We start from the raw sequence: 16,984 nt of genomic DNA on the forward strand, positions 1-16,984 counted from the left end.
AAATTAAACCAGAAAGTTAAACTAGAAATACAGCGGGCCGCCGCGGCGGCCCGGCAGGTACTACCAGCAGCTCAGCTTAGATCTTGCCGACCAGGTCCAGCGACGGGGTCAGGGTCTCGGCGCCTTCGGTCCACTTGGCCGGGCAGACTTCGCCTGGGTGGGCAGCGACGTACTGGGCAGCCTTGACTTTGCGCATCAGTTCCGATGCATCGCGGCCGATGCCGTTGTCGTGCACTTCCATGATCTTGATCTGGCCTTCCGGGTTGATCACGAAGGTACCGCGCAGTGCCATGCCTTCTTCTTCGATCATCACTTCAAAGTTGCGCGACAGGGTACCGGTCGGGTCGCCGATCAGCGGGTAATTGACCTTCTTGATGGCGTCCGACGTGTCGTGCCACGCCTTGTGCGCAAAGTGGCTGTCGGTCGACACGCCATACACGTTCACGCCCATCTTTTCGAATTCAGGCTGGAATGCAGCCAGGTCTTCCAGTTCGGTCGGGCACACGAAGGTGAAGTCGGCCGGGTAGAACATGACGACCGACCAGGTACCGTGGAAGTTTTCTTCCGTCAGATCGATGAACTTGCCGTTCGAGAAAGCGGTTGCCTTGAATGGCTTGATCTGGGAATTGATAAGGGACATGTAATCTCCTGTTGGGTTGAAAGTTGATGGACACCAGTTTACTGCGCTGGCCGTCTTTTGTGAAATTGATTGATACGATACTCGTTATAGATTTTAACTATCAACTGAGGACGTCTAGGCTCACGGGCGTGCAGTGTGGACGAAATGGCCGCGAGGTGCAACCGGCGCTTCGATTGGGGTGGCCCGGGCTAGACCCGGGCGGCGGCATCCACCGTCTGCTCGCAGCACGGGAGCACCAGCGTAAAGGTCGAGCCCTCCCCCGGCTTGCTCGACACCCGCAATTCGCCGCCATGCGACATCGCCAGCTGGCGCGAGATGTACAGGCCCAGGCCCAGTCCCTTCGGCTCGCCGTTGCGGGCGCCGCGCTCGTAGGGCTCGAAAATGCGGTCAAGGTCGTCCGGCGAGATACCCTTGCCTTCGTCGCGCACGTCGATGCGCACCACGTCGCCGGTATAGCGCACGCTGACTTCGACCGGCTGGCCGCCGCCGTAGCGCATCGCGTTGGTCAGCAGGTTCACCACCACCTGCTCGATGCGGAACTCGTCCCAGCAGCCCACTACCCGATGGTGCTCGCGCAGCGACAGGCTGCAGCCGGTGGCGGCGGCCTGCAACGACAGGTCGCTGACCACCCGTTCGAGCAGGTGCATGAGCTCGACCTGGCCGGGGCGAATCGACAGCTGGCCGCTGCGCATGCGCGAGACGTCGAGCATGTCGTCGATCAAGCGGATCATGGCCTTGATCTGGCGTTCGTCGCGCTTGATCATGGCGTCGAACTGCTTAGGCTCGATGCTGGCTAGGGTGCCGCGCTTGAGCTGCAGGCTGCGCATCTGCGCTTCCAGGAACAGCGTGTTGAGCGGGGTGCGCAGTTCGTGCGCGACCAGCGACATGAATTCGTCGCGCATGCGCAGCGAACGCTGCAGCTCGTCCTGGGTCTGGTTCAGTTCGCGCAGCAGCGTTTCCTGCTCCTGGCGGCTGCGTTCGAGCGCGGCCATCTGGCGCTGCATCTGGCGGCGCTGCTGGTCGACCGTGACGAACACGTTGACCTTGCTGCGCACTGCCTCCGGGTCGAGCGGCTTGTACAGAAAGTCCACCGCGCCGCTTTCGTAGCCCTTGAACGCGTAATTCAGTTCGCGTCCGGCAGCCGACACGAACACAATCGGAATATTGCGGGTGCGGGTGGTAGAGCGCATCAGTTCGGCCAGCTCGAAACCGTCCATGTCGGGCATCTGCACGTCCAGGATGGCCAGGGCAAACTCGTGCTCGAGCATCAGCGCCAGCGCCGCTTCGCCGCTCGATGCCTGGAACACCTGACGCTCTTCGCCGCGGATCAGGGCGTCGAGCGCGCGCAGGTTTTGCGGCAGGTCGTCAACGATCAGGAGTTTGCTTGGTTCTTGGACGCTCATCGGGTCTCCAACAGGGGAAGCAATGCCCGGATACCGGACAGGGGCAGCACGAGATCGGGCGCGCAGCGGCGAATGGCCTCGATTGGCATCGCGCTGGCCTGCGCATCAAGGGGGTCCTGCACCACCGTCAGCCCGCCACGCGCGCGTATCCGGCACATGCCTTCGGCGCCGTCGTGGTTCGCGCCCGTGAGCAAGATGCCGGCCAGCGCCGATCCGTAGGCATGGGCGGCGGACTCCATCAGGATGTCGATCGCGGGGCGCGCGAACTGCACCGGCGGCTCGCAGCTGAGCGAAAAGGTCCGGTCGCGCTCGACCGACAGATGATAGCCCGAACCGGCGAAATAGATCACGCCGGGGTCCAGCGGCTCCTTGTCGCGCGCCTCGCGTGCAGGCAAGCCGCCGCGCAGATGAAACAGTTCGGCCAGCCGGCTCTCGCGGTCGGCCGGCACATGCAGGATGCAGACGACTGCCGCGCGAAATCCCGCGGGCAGCACCGGCAGCAGATGGACTAGCGCATCGACGCCGCCGGCCGAGCCGCCAATCACCACCAGCTCGATGCGGCGCCCGGCCAGCATGGCCCTGGCCGCGTCCGGAACGCTGGCCGACACCTTCATGTCGCGCCTTTGCGAAACAGACGCTCGCGCTTGGACAGCGGATCGAAGCGGTTGGCAAAGGCAGAAAAATCGATGCTCTCCTTGCTGCCCAGGCCCAAAAAGCCACGGTAGCACAACGACTCATGGAACAGTCCGAGCACGCGGTCTTGCAAGCTGCGGTTGAAATAGATCAGCACATTGCGGCAGCTGACAAAGTGGGTTTCCGAAAACACGCTATCGGTGGCCAGGCTGTGGTCGGCAAAGGTCACGTTCTCGATCAGCGCGCGATCGAACAGTGCGCCGTCGTAGGCAGCCGTGTAATAGTCGGAAAACGCCGCCTTGCCACCCGCTTTCTGGTAGTTCTCGGTATACAGGCGCATGCGATCGAGCGGAAACACCCCGCGCCGCGCCGCTTCCAGCGATTGCGGGTTGATATCGGTAGCGTAGATAATGGCGCGTTCGAGCAGACCTTCTTCGTGCAGCAGGATCGCCAGCGAATACACTTCTTCGCCGGTGCTGCAGCCGGCGATCCAGAGCTTGAGCGACGGGTAGGTTTTCAGGAAAGGCAGCACCTGCGCGCGGATCGCGATCCAGTATTGCGGGTCGCGGAACATCTCGGTGACGGGAATCGTCAGGTATTGCAGCAGTTGCGCAAAACCGTCCGCTTCGTGCATGACCCTGGCCTGCAGGGCCGATACCGTGGGGCAGTCCATGTCGCGCATCGCCACCAGGATGCGGCGTTTCTGCGAGGCGCCAGTATAGTTACGGAAGTCGTAGTTGTACTTCAGGTAAACCGCCTCCACCAGCATCTTGAGCTCGATGTCGAAATCGTCGGGCTGCGGTGCCAGCAAATTGGGTGCCGGGTTGGCCTGGGTGCTCATGGCCGTCAAATCCGGTCGAGTGCCGGCATCCATACCCGCAGCAGCGAGTACAGGCGGCTCAGGTCGATCGGCTTGGCCAGGTAATCGTTGGCGCCGGCAGCCAGGCATTGTTCCTGGTCGTCCTTCATGGCCTTGGCCGTGATCGCAATGATCGGCAGGCGGTCGAAGCGCCCGTCGGCGCGAATGCGGCGGGTCGCTTCCAGCCCATCCATGCCCGGCATCATCACGTCCATCAGCACCAGGTCGATGCTGGCAACCTCGTCGAGCCTGGCGATCGCTTCAAAGCCGTTCCTGCCCACTTCGACCCTGGCGCCGCGCGCTTCGAGCGCGCTGGTGAGTGCGAACACATTGCGCACGTCGTCGTCCACCAGCAAGATGGTGCGGCCTTCGAACACGCGGTCGCGCCCGCGTACTGTCTTGAGCATGCTCTGGCGTTCGGTGGACAGTTCGCTTTCCACCTTGTGCAGGAACAGCGTGACTTCGTCGAGCAGGCGTTCAGGCGAGCGTGCGCCCTTGATGATAATCGAGCGCGAATACTTGAGCAGCTCGGCCTCTTCGTCGCGCGTCAGGTTGCGGCCGGTGTACACGATCACCGGCGGGAACGAGCACACCTCTTCGGCCGACATGCGCTCGAGCAGCTCCCTGCCCTGCATATCGGGCAGCTTCAGGTCGATGATCATGCAGTCGTAGGTCTGGCTGTGCAGCAGTTCCAGGGCCTCACCGCCGGTGCCGACCGCATTGATCTCGATGTCGGAATCGGCGATCAGCTTGACCACGCTGTCGCGCTGGCGCTCGTCGTCCTCGACCAGCAAGATGCGCTTGATCTTCTGCGCCGATTTCTCTTGCAGCTTGCGGAACACGTCTTCGAGCTGCTCGCGCGAGGCCGGCTTGAGCGCATAGCCGATCGCGCCCAGGTGCAGCGCCTCGCCGCCGTTCTCGATGCTCGAGACGATGTGTACCGGGATGTGGCGTGTCGCCGGGCTGTCCTTGAGTTGCTGCAACACCGACAGGCCGGAACCATCCGGCAGGCGAATATCGAGCAGCACCGCGTCCGGCTTGTGGGCCGCGGCCAGCGCCAGGCCTTCGCCGGCGCCGTGCGCCACCAGGCAGCGGTAATCGAGCTCATGCGCGAGATCGAACAGGATGCGCGCGAACTCGGGGTCGTCCTCGACCACCAGCACGGTGCGCTTGCCCTGGGCCGGCAGCGCGCGGTCGTCGGCGAAGCTGGCCGCGGGTTCGAGCATCGGCGCGGACTCGGGCTCGGGCCTGGCCTTGGCATCAAGCTTGGCATCAAGCTTGACACCAAGCGCCACGGGGACCGATGGCGCGGGCGCGGGCGGCGCGCTGGCCGCCAGCGCGCTGCTGCGCGGCAGGCTCAGGGTAAACAGGCTGCCTTCGCCCGGCGTGCTGGTCACGGCCAAGGTGCCGCCCAGCAGGCCGGTAAGGTCGCGCGAGATCGACAGCCCCAGGCCGGTGCCGCCAAAGCGGCGGCTGGTGGTACCGTCGGCCTGGTGGAAGGCGTCGAAGATCTTGTCCTGCTGGTCGTGCGCGATGCCGATGCCCGAGTCGCGCACGGCAAACTGCACCCAGCCTTCGGGCGTCATCGACACCGTCATGTCGACCGCGCCGGCCTCGGTAAATTTCACCGCGTTCGACATCAGGTTCTTGAGGATCTGCTCTACGCGCTGGCGGTCGGTGACCATGGTGGCCGGCACGCCCGGCTCGACGCTGACGCTGAAGTCGAGCATTTTCTGGCGTGCCAGCGGCTCGAAGCTGCGCGCCATGCCTTCGACCATGCGGCGTAGCGGCACATCTTCGGGCACCAGCTCGAGCTTGCCCGCCTCGACTTTCGAAATGTCGAGAATGTCGTTGATCAGGTGCAGCAAGTCGTTACCGGCCGAATAGATGGTCTGGGCGAAGCGCACCTGCTCTTCATTCAGGTTGCCAGGGGTATTGTCGGACAGGAGCTTGGCCAGGATCAGCGAACTATTAAGGGGCGTACGCAGCTCGTGCGACATGTTTGCCAGAAATTCTGACTTGTAGCGGCTGGCGCGCTCGAGCTCCAGCGCACGCTGGCGCAACTGTTCCTGGACGCCGGTCAGCGCGACGTTCTTCATGTCGAGCTTGAGCGCCTGCTCGGCCAGCTGGTCGTTGGTAGCGCGCAGCTCGGACTGCTGGTTTTCCAGCGCCGACTGCGATGTTTCCAGCGCGCGCGACTGTTCTTCGAGTTCTTCGTTGGCGGTGCGCAGCTCTTCCTGCTGGACTTGCAATTCTTCGTTCAGGGTCTGGGTTTTTTCCAGCGCATGCTGCAGGTCCAGGCGGTACAGGACGGCGGCCATCGAGGCGCCGACGGCCGGGGCGATCAGCTCCATGAATTCGCGGTCACGTGCGGTAACCGGGCGCAGGAAGCCGATCTCGATCACGCCCTTGATCTTGCCGTGGTTGTGGACCGGTGCGATCAGCAGCGAGCGCGGGGCGCTCGCCCCCAGCGCCGAGCTCACCTTGATATAGTCGGTGGGCAGGTCTTCGACGATCACGATGCGTCTTTCCTCCATGGCCTGGCTCGCCAGCGAATCGCCCTTCATGATCAGCGCGCCGTGCTCGGCGGCGTCATGCACGAAGCCATAGGTGCCGATGCGGCGCAGCACGCCATCCTCGCCATGCGCATACATGGCCGCCACCACGCCGTCGATATAGCGCGTTACGTGGCCCAGGACCGCATCGGCGAGGGGTTCGAGCGAATGGATGCCGGCGCTGCGCGCGGCCAGTTCGGTCTGGCCGGAACGCAGCCAGTCCTGGTGGCGCAGCGCGGCATTGTGACGGGCTTCGTGTTCGAGCGTGTCCTGGTAAGACGTCGACAGCATGACCAGCTGGCGGCGGCCGAACAGCGCCAGGCCGATGCCTACTGCCAGGCTCAGCAGCAGGAAGCTGACCACCGACCAGGTCGTGACCTGGCGCGCCGCGCCGTTACGCTCCTGCAGCAAACGCCTTTCAGCGTCGAGAAATTGTCCAAAGGTGCTGCGCACGTCGTCGGTGAGGGTCTTGCCGCCGCCGGCCCGCACCGGGCCGACAAAATCGCCATCGGCGCGCCGCAGCGCGATCATTTCAGACGCAAACTGCTCCCATTGGGTCTGGACCGACTGGATGCGCCGTACGCGCTCGACCTGCACCGGGTTGTCCTCGACCAGGCGCGCCAGGTCTTGCAGGCCGTCTTGCATGCGGCGGCGCGCCAGCATGTAGGGCGCCAGAAAAGCCTCGTCGTCCGCGATCAGGTAGCCGCGCACGCCGGTTTCCATTTCGGCCGACAGTTTGCTCACTTCCTGGGCACTGCCGATCACGCGCTCCGAATGCTCGACCCGGTTCAATACGTTGATCAGGTAGGCGATGATGGCGACGAACACCATGGCAGTGACGACGCTCATGGCCAGGGGCAAGGCGACGTTACGGGTCAGGATACGGCGGAACTGCGAATTATCGATGGATGAGCCGGGCATGCGGGGGCAATTTTTAGGGAAAAAAATATCTTAAGTGTAACGCAACGGCCAGCCCGAGGTCGCACGACAGCCTGTCCAATATGACACAGTAATTGTTAAAAAGCAAATATATTCGGACAAATCCTTAGCCGGGCCCCCCAAGGTGGGCCGCCAGGTAGGGCGCGGTTCGGCTGGCCGGGCACGCCGCCACCTCGGCCGGCGCGCCGGCGCAGACCACGGTGCCGCCGTCAGCGCCGGCCCCCGGTCCCACGTCGATGACCCAGTCGCAGCCTGCCACCACCCGCATGGTGTGCTCTACCACGATCACGGTGTTGCCGGCATCGACCAGCCGGTTCAGTTGCACCACCAAGCGGTCGGCGTCGCTCGGATGCAGGCCAGTGGTCGGCTCGTCGAGCACGTACAGCGTGTTGCCGCGGCCAGTGCGCTGCAGCTCCGACGCCAGCTTGATGCGTTGCGCCTCGCCGCCAGACAGCTCCGTGGCCGGCTGGCCCAGGCGCAGATACGCCAGTCCGACTTCGCGCAGCACTTCCAGGGTCCGCCCGACCTGCGGCTCGCCGTCGAAGAATTCGATCGCTTCGCCCACCGTCATGCCCAGCACCTGGGCGATATTGCGGCCGCGGTAGTTCACCTCGAGCGTCTTGGCGTTATAGCGCGCGCCCCCGCAGCTGGGGCAAGGCGCGTACACGCTGGGCAAGAACAGCAGTTCGACCATCACGAACCCTTCGCCGGCGCAGTGCTCGCAGCGGCCCTTGGCGACATTGAACGAGAAGCGCCCGGCATCGTAGCGGCGCTTCTTTGCCTCGGGCGTGGCCGCGAACAGCTTGCGCACGCCGTCGAACAGGCCGGTGTAGGTGGCCAGGTTCGAGCGCGGAGTGCGGCCAATCGGCTTCTGGTCGACCCGCACCAGGCGCCGCACGCCTTCCATGCCGGAGGCGATGCGGCCTTCCAGCGGCAGCGCCGTCTCCTGTTCGAGTCCGGCTTCATCGGCCTCACCCGCTTCGCTCCCCGGTGCTGCATGTCCCAGCGCCGCAGCCACCAGTTCCACCAGTACCTGGCTTACCAGGCTAGACTTGCCGGACCCTGACACGCCGGTCACGGCGCTCATTACCCCGAGCGGAAATTGCGCGTCGAGCCGATCCAGGTTGTTGCGGCTGACACCCTCCACGCATAGCCAGCCGGTGGGCGCGCGCGCTCTGCGCGGCGCCAGCGGCAATTCATCGAACAGATAGCTGCGCGTGTGCGATGCGGCGACCTGCGCCAAGCCTGCCGGCGCGCCGCTGTACAGCACCTGGCCACCCTTTTCGCCGGCGTCCGGGCCGACATCGACGATCCAGTCGGCCTGGCGGATCACGTCCAACGCATGCTCGACCACGAACAGCGAATTGCCGGCCGCCTTCAATTGCGCCAATGCGTCGAGCAGCGCCTCGGTATCGGCCGGATGCAGGCCCGCAGATGGCTCGTCGAGCACATACACGACGCCGAACAGGTTCGAACGCACCTGCGTGGCCAGCCGCAGGCGCTGCAACTCGCCCGGCGACAGCGTGGGCGTACTGCGCTCGAGCGCCAGGTAGCCCAGTCCCAGGTCGAGCAGAACCGCGAGGCGCGCGCACAGGTCTTGCGCGATGCGCTGGGCCACGATCATCTGCTCGGGATGTTCTTGCGCGCGGCGCTTGTCCTTGCGCGCCGCGCCGGCCGCATAGGGTTGCATGAGCTCGCTGAGCCTTGCCAGCGGCGCACGCGACAGCTCGGTGATATCCATGCCGGCGAATGTCACCGACAAGGCTTCCTGGCGCAGCCGCTTGCCACGGCATAGCGGGCATTCGGTACTGACCATATAGCGCGCGACGCGCTTTTTCATCGAGGCGCTTTCGGTGTTCGCGAACGTTTGCAGTACGTAGCGGCGCGCGCCAGTGAACGTGCCCTGGTAGCTCGGCGTGTCCTTGCGCTTCAACGCGGCGCGGGTTTCCCTGGGGGTCAGTCCCGCATACACCGGCACCGAGGGCGTCTCGTCGGTGAACAGGATCCAGTCGCGGTCTTTTTTCGGCAGCTCGCGCCATGGCGTATCGACGTCATAGCCCATGGTCACCAGGATGTCGCGCAGGTTCTGGCCATGCCAGGCCGGCGGCCAGGCCGCTACCGCGCGCTCGCGGATGGTCAGCGAGTCGTCCGGCACCAGTGACTGTTCGGTGACCTGGTAGACCCGCCCCAGGCCCGAGCACTCGGTGCAGGCGCCTTCCGGGGTATTGGGCGAGAACGACTCGGCATACAGCAGCTCCTGCCCCGGCGGATAGTCGCCGGCGCGCGAATACAGCATGCGCAGCGAATTGGACAGGGTGCTGACGCTGCCGACCGACGAGCGCGCGGTGGGCGAGCCGCGCTGCTGCTGCAAGGCCACGGCCGGCGGCAAGCCGTCGATTGCGTCGACTTCCGGCACCGGCATCTGGTGAAACAGGCGGCGCGCATAGGGCGAGACCGATTCCAGGTAGCGCCGCTGCGCTTCCGCATACAGGGTGCCGAAGGCCAGCGAAGACTTGCCCGAACCCGACACCCCGGTAAACACCACCAGTGCGCCGCGCGGGATGTCGACGTCGACATTTTTCAGGTTGTGCTCGCGGGCGCCGCGCACCCGGACGTAGCCAGCCTGGGCGTCGCCGGCGGTGGCGATGGCGGCCACCCGGCCTTGCACTCGGTCTTTGTCAGGCATGCGAACCCCATTCTGTGTAGATGGGCCATTGTGGTGCCGCGCGCCAGCGCTGACGGTGCGCTCGCGAACAGTGGGCTACACCTGCTTGGCCAGCGCCAGCAGGCGGTCGCGCACCGTGTCGATGCCGTCCGGCCCACCGAAGCGCGCGCTCACCTCGCGCGCCCGCGCGGCTATCCCTTGGCTACCAGCCCGGCGCAGCGCCGCCACCAGGCGTGACGGCACCAGGCGCGCCGCGTGCAGGCTGCTGCCTACCCCGAGCGCTTCGACCCGCGCGGCATTGTCGAACTGGTCGTGCGCCAGTGGCACCACCAGTTGTGGCGTCCCCGCCCGCAAGGCTTCGGCCAGCGTGCCGATGCCGCCGTGGTGCACCAGCACCGCGACATGCGGCAGCAGCGTGCGCAGCGGCACGTAGTCCTGCCACAGCACGGTCGAAGGCAAGTGCTCGGGCAACTGCGCACGGTGCGGGGTCAACAGGATCGCGCGCAGCCCAAGCCGGGCCGAGGCTTCGAGCGCGCAGCGAAAATAATGCGCCGCCTGGCGGTTGCCGGTGCCCGGCGTGAACACCACTGGCGGCGCGCCCGCCGCAATGAAGCGGGCGACGGCGGGCGCCAGCGCCGCCTCCGGTGCCGGGTCGTAGAGCGGAAAATCGCCACGCACCAGCGGCTGGGGCCAGTCCGGCTGGGTCGGTGCGAACCATTCCGGAAACAGTGTCAGCGACAGGTCGGGCAGCGCGGCGATATGCGCGATCAGGTCGGTGACCGGTGCCAGCCCATGCCGGGCGCGCGCCGCGTTCACGTCGGGCAGCGCCACCGGATTGAGCAGCGCGTCGCCGAGCCGGCGCCACAGCCAGCGCCGCGCCCGCAGTGGCAACCAGCGCGGCACCCGGTAAGGCCCGAGCATCAGCGGATCGTGCACGGTCGGCAGGTTCGAGGGCGCGAGATAGGCCGCCGCCACCTTCAGGCCGGGCCGCAGCGCGCGGCACAAGTCCGCTTCGGGCAAGGCCAGCGGGTGCACCAGCAGCAGCGCGCGCTGCTCTGGCGGCAGGCCGGCAATAAAGCCGGGCAACTCGGCCATGGCCGGGCGCGTCGCGCGCCAGACCACGGCCAGGCCGCGCGTCGGGTGCCACAGATCGGGATGGTCGAGCACGGCTTCGTCTGCCGGCAGGCCGTGAAAGGTTAGAGCGGCTTGCGCCACATAGGGTGCGTGCTGGGTCGGGCCCAGCACGGTCACCCGGTGTCCGGCCTGCGCCAATGCCAGCGCCACCCGCAACAACGGAAACAGGTCGCCGGCCGAGCCTATCGTGACGACCACAAAGTGGTTCGGCGCGGACAATGGCGCCATATCAGAAGCTGAGCGTGCCTTCGATCGAATCGTCCATTGTCTTGCCCAGGACCGCGCCGACCACGATCTTGGCGCCGGCCACGGCATCGCCGTGCTTGTTGTCCCAATAATAGCCCTGGCGCGGCATCACCCGGATGGCGGTGATGCGCGGGTCGTCTTCGCCTTCGGTGAACCACGTCTTGAGCATGAAATGCCACAGCGCCTTGATGCGCGCGCGGTCAAGGACCACCTCGGCATAGCCGTCGAGCTCAAGAAAGCCGGCGTGGGCGCTTTTCTGGAAGGTCAGCTTCACCGCAGGATTGGCGGCGAGCTCTGCGTTCTTGTGGCTGTCGCTGGCGCTGAGAAACCAGAGCTGGCCGGCGTCGTCGACCTCGCGCACGCTCATCGGGCGCACGCCCCGGTTTGGGCCAATACCGTCCTGGGTGATGAAGAAACACGATTTCGCCTCGTCCACCATTTCTTTGAGGCGGTCGACGGCGGCGCTGCCGGTCAGGTCGAGGCGGTTGTTTTCGGTCTGGTTGCGATTGATCGAGTCCATGGAATCCTCCTGCTGGCCGGGATAGCCGATGCAGCGACTCTACCCGGTCCGGCGCCCGCAGTATGTGAGCGCGCGAACAGTGCGCGCCGATCGCGCCATCTTGTCGGCTACAGGAAGCGGTCGAGGATGATGCGGCTGTGCCTATCGATATGGAACATGTCGCGCACCAGGAAGTTGATGCCGTGACTGCTCGACACCAGCAGCGCGGCGTCGCCGACGCGGCGAATGTCTTCGTCCACCTTCAGCACGAACTCGGTGTCGCCGCGGTCGGTCTTCACAAACCAGGTGCAGGGCGTGGCAAAGCTCGACACTTCCTTGATGTGCAAGATCTCCGGGATGAATTCGCGGCCGTCGATTTCTTCTTGCACCAGGGTGCGGATGGCCTCCGGCAGCGTGTCCAGGTCGTCGATCCAGGCCGCTTCTTTGCCGCCATCGCGCACCAGCGAGATACCGCGCGTGGGCGCCTGGATCGGGAAGGCGCGCACCGGAATCACGCCTGTGTGCTCCTCGCCTTCGGCGGTGGTGAGCACCAGCTTGCCGAAGCTGTCGCGCCGCAGCTGGAAATTCGGTTGAATGATCGTGGTCATATGGCGTTCCTGGTCTTAAGCTTCATCGTCCGGATCCTGGTCGACGTTACGCGCCTGCGCTTCGTAGAGGCGATGATAAGCGCCTTCGCGCGCCATCAGTTCGTCGTGCTTGCCTTCTTCCACCACCACGCCACGATCGAGCACCACCAGGCGGTCGGCCCGGTGCAGCGTCGACAGGCGGTGCGCGATGGCGATCGTGGTGCGGCCCTTGACCAGGTTGTCGAGCGCCTTCTGGATCTCTTTTTCGGTTTCCGAGTCCACCGACGATGTCGCTTCGTCCAGGATCAGGATCGGCGGGTCGATCAGCAGCGCGCGCGCGATCGAGATGCGCTGGCGCTCGCCGCCCGACAGGCCCTGGCCGCGCTCGCCCACCATCGAATCGTAGCCCTGCGGCAGGCGCAGAATGAATTCGTGGGCATGCGCCGCGCGCGCCGAGGCCATGATTTCCTCGCGCGAGGCGCCCGGCTTGCCATAGGCGATATTCTCGGCGATGGTGCCGAAGAACAGGAAAGGCTCCTGCAGCACCAGGCCGATGTGGCGCCGGTAGTCGCTCACCGCAAAGCTGCGGATGTCGACGCCATCGAGCAGGATCGCGCCTTCGCCCACGTCGTAGAAGCGGCAGATCAGGTTCACCAGCGTGCTCTTGCCCGACCCCGAATGCCCGACCAGGCCGACCATCTCGCCAGCCTTGATCTTGAGCGAGATGCCGCGGTTGACGGCCCGGTTACCGTAGCGAAAACCAACTTCGCGCAGCTCGATGTTGCCCGCCACTTTCGCCACCGTGACCGGGTTGACCGGGTCGGGTACGCTCGAGACGTGGTCGAGGATGTCGAAGATGCGCTTGGCCGCCGATGCCGATTTCTGGGTCACCGAGACGATGCGGCTCATCGAATCGAGCTTGACGTAGAACCGCCCGCTGTAGGCGATGAAGGCGGTCAGTGTGCCAACCGTGATATCGCCCTGCGATACCTGCCAGATGCCGAAGATCCAGATCACCAGCAGACCCAGTTCGGTCAGCAGCGAGACGGTCGGCGAGAACAGCGACCAGACCTTGTTCAACTTGTCGTTGACCACCAGGTTATGGCGGTTGGCTTCGCGAAAACGCGTCGCCTCGCGCTTTTCCTGGGCAAAGGCCTTGACCACGCGGATGCCCGGAATGGTATCGGCCAGCACGTTGGTGACTTCGCCCCAGACCCGGTCGATCTTCTCGAAGCCGGTGCGCAGCCGGTCGCGCACCACGTGAATCATCCAGGCGATGAAAGGCAGCGGCACCAGGGTGACCAGCGCCAGCCAGGGGTCCATGCTGAACAGGATCACCCCGGTCATGATGATCAGGAGGACGTCCGACAAAAAGTCCAGCAGGTGCAGCGACAAAAACACGCTGATCCGGTCGGAACCGCTGCCGATGCGCGACATCAGGTCGCCCGTGCGCTTGCCGCCGAAAAATTCGAGCGACAGGCGCAGCAGGTGTTCATAAGTGGTCGAGCGCAGGTCGGCGCTGATGCGCTCGGACGCCAGCGCCAGCACATAGGTCTTGCCCCAGCCGAGCGCCCAGGCCAGCACCGAGGCGCCGAACAATCCCGCCATATACAGGTAGACCAGGGTCACGTCGATCGACTGGCCATTCTGGTAGGGAATCAGGACGTTGTCCATTAGCGGCTTGGTCAGGTAAGGCGGAATCATGTGCGCCGCCGTCGAGCCGAGCATCAGCAGGAAGCCGATCAGCAGCTGGCCCTTGTAGGGCCGGGCGAAGCGCCACAGGCGGAACAAGGTCCAGGTCGAGGGCGGGGTGTGCAGCACCTTGGCGCACACCGCGCACTCGGCGTCGTCGGCCTCGAGCGGCGCCTTGCAGCTCGGGCAGGCATGCTGGTCCGGCGCCGAGACCGGCACGCCAGACAGGTGGCCGGCCAGCTGGTCGGCAAACGCATCGGCCACGCGCATCGCATGCAGGTTCTGTCCCAGCGTGAAACGCCAGGCCGCCAGCAAGCCCTCGGCATCGACCAGCTCGAGGTGGCCGACTCCGGCATGGTCGTGGTGACGCAGCTGCAGCCCCGCACGCCAGGCCCAGTCGCGCCAGCTGGTTTCGCCCGGCGCGCGCGCCAGCAAGCGGCGGTTGGTCACCACTACCAGGCCTTTCGTGAAACGTAATTTCGCGTCGAGGTCAACCTCGACGCTGTTCAAAACGTTTTCCCCTGGTGCAAGCTGTTTCGCAACGTCATTCTGCCAATGTTCTGGCAACACGCTGGCAGCCGTCGCTGTAGCGGACACCGCCGCGGACGACGGCATACCAAGTTGTTGAGTTGTCATGTAGTGCGCCCGGCATGGGGCAGTGGATTCTGGGGGATGTGCAGCACGACCGGCCCGGCAACGTTCCAGGCTGTCGACATGTCCGCGTACCGCTTAAACGGACATAACGTTTCTGCGCTTCCTTTGGATGACACAGTGGAACAAACTGGCAGAAAGAGTTGCGGCACGGTAAGCTTCGGGCCGGCAGTATACATGATGTGCGCTACGTAATACCGGCTTTCGGTACTGTAGCGAGAGGCAGGCAAACCCAGGTAAAGGCGCGCGGCGTGCGAGCAGTTGCGGCCAGTAAAAGACATTTTTTCATGAATAAGAAGAACGACATCAAGTTCCTCCGTGTGAACCACTTGCGCGGCCCGAACATCTGGACCTATCGGCCAGTCATCGAAGCCTGGCTCGATATCGGTGAACTCGAAGAGTATCCCTCGCATACCCTACCCGGCTTTACCGACCGCCTGCTGGCATGGCTGCCGGGCCTGGCGGCCCACCATTGCGGCCTTGGCTACCACGGCGGCTTCGTCGAGCGCCTGCGCGAAGGAACCTGGGCCGGCCATATCCTCGAGCACGTGGTGCTGGAACTGCAGAACCGGGCCGGCATGCAGACCGGCTTTGGCAAGACCCGCTCGACCGGCGAGCATGGCGTCTACAAGATGGCCTTCCGTACCCGCGACCCGGTGGTCGGCCGCGCCGCGCTCGACGCCGGCCACGCCCTGCTCATGGCGGCCATCAACGACACCCCCTTCGACATGCCAGCCACGGTCGCGCATCTGACCGGATTGGTCGACCGTTACTGCCTCGGCCCGTCGACCGCGCACATCGTCGATGGCGCCACTGAGCGCGGCATTCCGTCGCTGCGCCTGACCGATGGCAACCTGGTTCAACTCGGCCACGGCGCCGCCCAGCGCCGCATCTGGACCGCCGAAACCGACCGCACCAGCGCCATTGGCGAAGGCATCGCCAGCGACAAGGACCTGACCAAGACCCTGCTGTCCTCGTGCGGCGTGCCGGTGCCCGAAGGCGCTCTGGTTCGCAGCGCCGAACAGGCCTGGGAACAAGCCCAGGATATCGGCCTGCCGGTCGTGCTCAAACCGGTCGACGGCAACCACGGGCGCGGCGTGACGCTCAACCTGGCGAGCCAGGCCGACGTCGCCGCCGCCTATGCAATCGCCGCCGAGGCCGGCGGCAGCCGCGCCGTGCTGGTCGAGCGCTTCATTCCGGGCAACGAACACCGCCTCCTGGTGGTCGGGCGCACGGTGGTCGCCGCCGCGCGCGGCGAGTCGCTGTGGGTCACCGGCGACGGCGAATCGAACGTCATCGCGCTGTGCGACAGCCAGATCAATACCGACCCGCGCCGCGGCGACAGCGAAGAGCACCCGCTAGGGCGCGTCACGCCGCACGACGACGAAATCATGCTGGACCTGAAGCGCCAGGGTTTGAGCCCGCAGTCGGTGCCGCTGGCCGGACAAAAGGTGCTGATCCAGGTAAACGGTAACGTCGCCGACGACGTCACCGACCAGATGCACCCGTCGGTGGCGCAGGCCGCAGCACTGGCCGCCCGCATCGTCGGCCTGGACATCGCCGGCATCGACCTGGTAACGAGCGATATCAGCCGCCCGCTGGCCGACACCCGCGGCGCGATCATCGAAGTCAATTCCAGCCCGGGATTGCTGGCCCACATCAAGCCGGCCAGCGGCCAGCCGCGCAATGTCGGCCAGGCCATCGTCGACCACCTGTTCGCTGAGCAAGAGACCGGCCGTATTCCGGTGGTCGGCGTCACCGGCACGCTCGGCGCCAGCCTGATCGCACGCCTGGTTGGCTCCCTGGTGCACATCAGCGGCAAGCACGTGGGCGTGGCCAATGGCGAAGGCCTGTACCTCGACGCGCGCCGGGTCAGCGCGAACGACGCGACCGGCTTCGATGCCGGCCAGCGCATCCTGATCAACCGCACCGTGCAGACCGCGGTGTTCGAGTCGAACGCGCGCTCGATCCTGCTCGAAGGCCTGCCCTACGACCGCTGCACGGTAGGCATCGTCACCGACATGGAAGGCCTGTCCGGCCTGGCCGAATTCCATATCCGCGACCAGGACGCGCTGGCGAACGTCATTCGCAGCCAGGTCGATGTCATCCTGCCGCAGGGTACGGCGGTGCTCAACGCCGCAATCGACGAGGTGGCGGCGCTGGCTGGCCTGTCCGACGGCCGCGTGATTTTCTACGCGCTCGACGAAAACAACGCGGTCGTGGCCAACCACCGCGCCGAGGGCGAGCGCGTGGTATTTGTGCGCGATAACAGCATCGTGCTTGCCGAAGGCTTCGACGAAGAAACGGTGCTGCTCGAGCTGTCGAAGATTCCGCCGGCCACGGTCAAGCATCCGGAGAGCGTGCTGGCGGCAGTCGCGGCGGCATGGGCGCTGGGCGTGGCGCCCGACCTGATCTGCGGCGGCCTGCGCTCGTTCGACCCGACCCCAAAAAAGACGCATCACTAATACAAGCATGGCGCGG

11 protein-coding genes are annotated in these 16,984 nt (G+C 65.4%); 1 reads left to right on the forward strand and 10 read right to left on the reverse strand.

Annotation, left to right across the window (positions count from 1 at the left end; genetic code table 11):
* Positions 1-76 precede the first annotated feature (76 nt).
* The 10 genes from ahpC to NRS07_RS14620 form a co-directional block, all read right to left on the reverse strand.
* Complete coding sequence (ahpC, locus tag NRS07_RS14575; protein ID WP_259208149.1) at positions 77-640, reverse strand: alkyl hydroperoxide reductase subunit C; 564 nt, start codon at positions 638-640, stop codon at positions 77-79.
* A 188-nt stretch (positions 641-828) separates the two neighbouring features.
* On the reverse strand, positions 829-2,043 hold the full coding sequence (locus NRS07_RS14580) for a hybrid sensor histidine kinase/response regulator (protein WP_259208151.1): 1,215 nt from the start codon (positions 2,041-2,043) through the stop codon (positions 829-831).
* The gene (locus NRS07_RS14585) at positions 2,040-2,657 is read right to left on the reverse strand and encodes a chemotaxis protein CheB (protein WP_259208153.1); all 618 of its coding nucleotides are present in this window, start codon (positions 2,655-2,657) and stop codon (positions 2,040-2,042) included. Before NRS07_RS14585 ends, NRS07_RS14580 begins: the two co-directional genes overlap by 4 nt.
* A complete protein-coding gene (locus NRS07_RS14590; protein ID WP_259208155.1) occupies positions 2,654-3,517 on the reverse strand; it encodes a protein-glutamate O-methyltransferase CheR in 864 nt (287 codons plus the stop codon). Before NRS07_RS14590 ends, NRS07_RS14585 begins: the two co-directional genes overlap by 4 nt.
* Before the next feature lie 5 nt (positions 3,518-3,522).
* Positions 3,523-7,011, reverse strand: coding sequence for a response regulator (locus NRS07_RS14595; RefSeq protein ID WP_259208157.1), 3,489 nt, complete (start codon positions 7,009-7,011; stop codon positions 3,523-3,525).
* A gap of 124 nt (positions 7,012-7,135) precedes the next feature.
* The gene (locus NRS07_RS14600; protein ID WP_259208158.1) at positions 7,136-9,715 is read right to left on the reverse strand and encodes an excinuclease ABC subunit UvrA; all 2,580 of its coding nucleotides are present in this window, start codon (positions 9,713-9,715) and stop codon (positions 7,136-7,138) included.
* A 75-nt stretch (positions 9,716-9,790) separates the two neighbouring features.
* Positions 9,791-11,056 (reverse strand): glycosyltransferase, encoded by a 1,266-nt coding sequence (locus NRS07_RS14605; RefSeq protein ID WP_259208159.1) that lies wholly within the window; start codon positions 11,054-11,056, stop codon positions 9,791-9,793.
* 1 nt (position 11,057) lies between these two features.
* Entirely contained in the window at positions 11,058-11,594 is a 537-nt protein-coding gene (locus NRS07_RS14610; protein WP_259208161.1) for a pyridoxamine 5'-phosphate oxidase family protein, read from the reverse strand.
* Between the two features lie 107 nt (positions 11,595-11,701).
* The gene (locus tag NRS07_RS14615; protein ID WP_259208163.1) at positions 11,702-12,181 is read right to left on the reverse strand and encodes a DUF1854 domain-containing protein; all 480 of its coding nucleotides are present in this window, start codon (positions 12,179-12,181) and stop codon (positions 11,702-11,704) included.
* Positions 12,182-12,196: 15 nt separating this feature from the next.
* Positions 12,197-14,467: an ABC transporter ATP-binding protein gene (locus tag NRS07_RS14620; protein ID WP_259213259.1), complete on the reverse strand. Its 2,271-nt coding sequence runs from the start codon at positions 14,465-14,467 to the stop codon at positions 12,197-12,199.
* Positions 14,468-14,790: 323 nt separating this feature from the next.
* On the opposite strand from NRS07_RS14620, the gene cphA reads away from it, so the two are divergent.
* Positions 14,791-16,968 (forward strand): cyanophycin synthetase, encoded by a 2,178-nt coding sequence (gene cphA / locus NRS07_RS14625; RefSeq protein WP_259208165.1) that lies wholly within the window; start codon positions 14,791-14,793, stop codon positions 16,966-16,968.
* Positions 16,969-16,984 lie beyond the last annotated feature (16 nt).

The sequence above is a fragment of the Massilia sp. H6 genome (genome assembly GCF_024802625.1).
Taxonomy (GTDB): Bacteria; Pseudomonadota; Gammaproteobacteria; order Burkholderiales; family Burkholderiaceae_D; genus Telluria.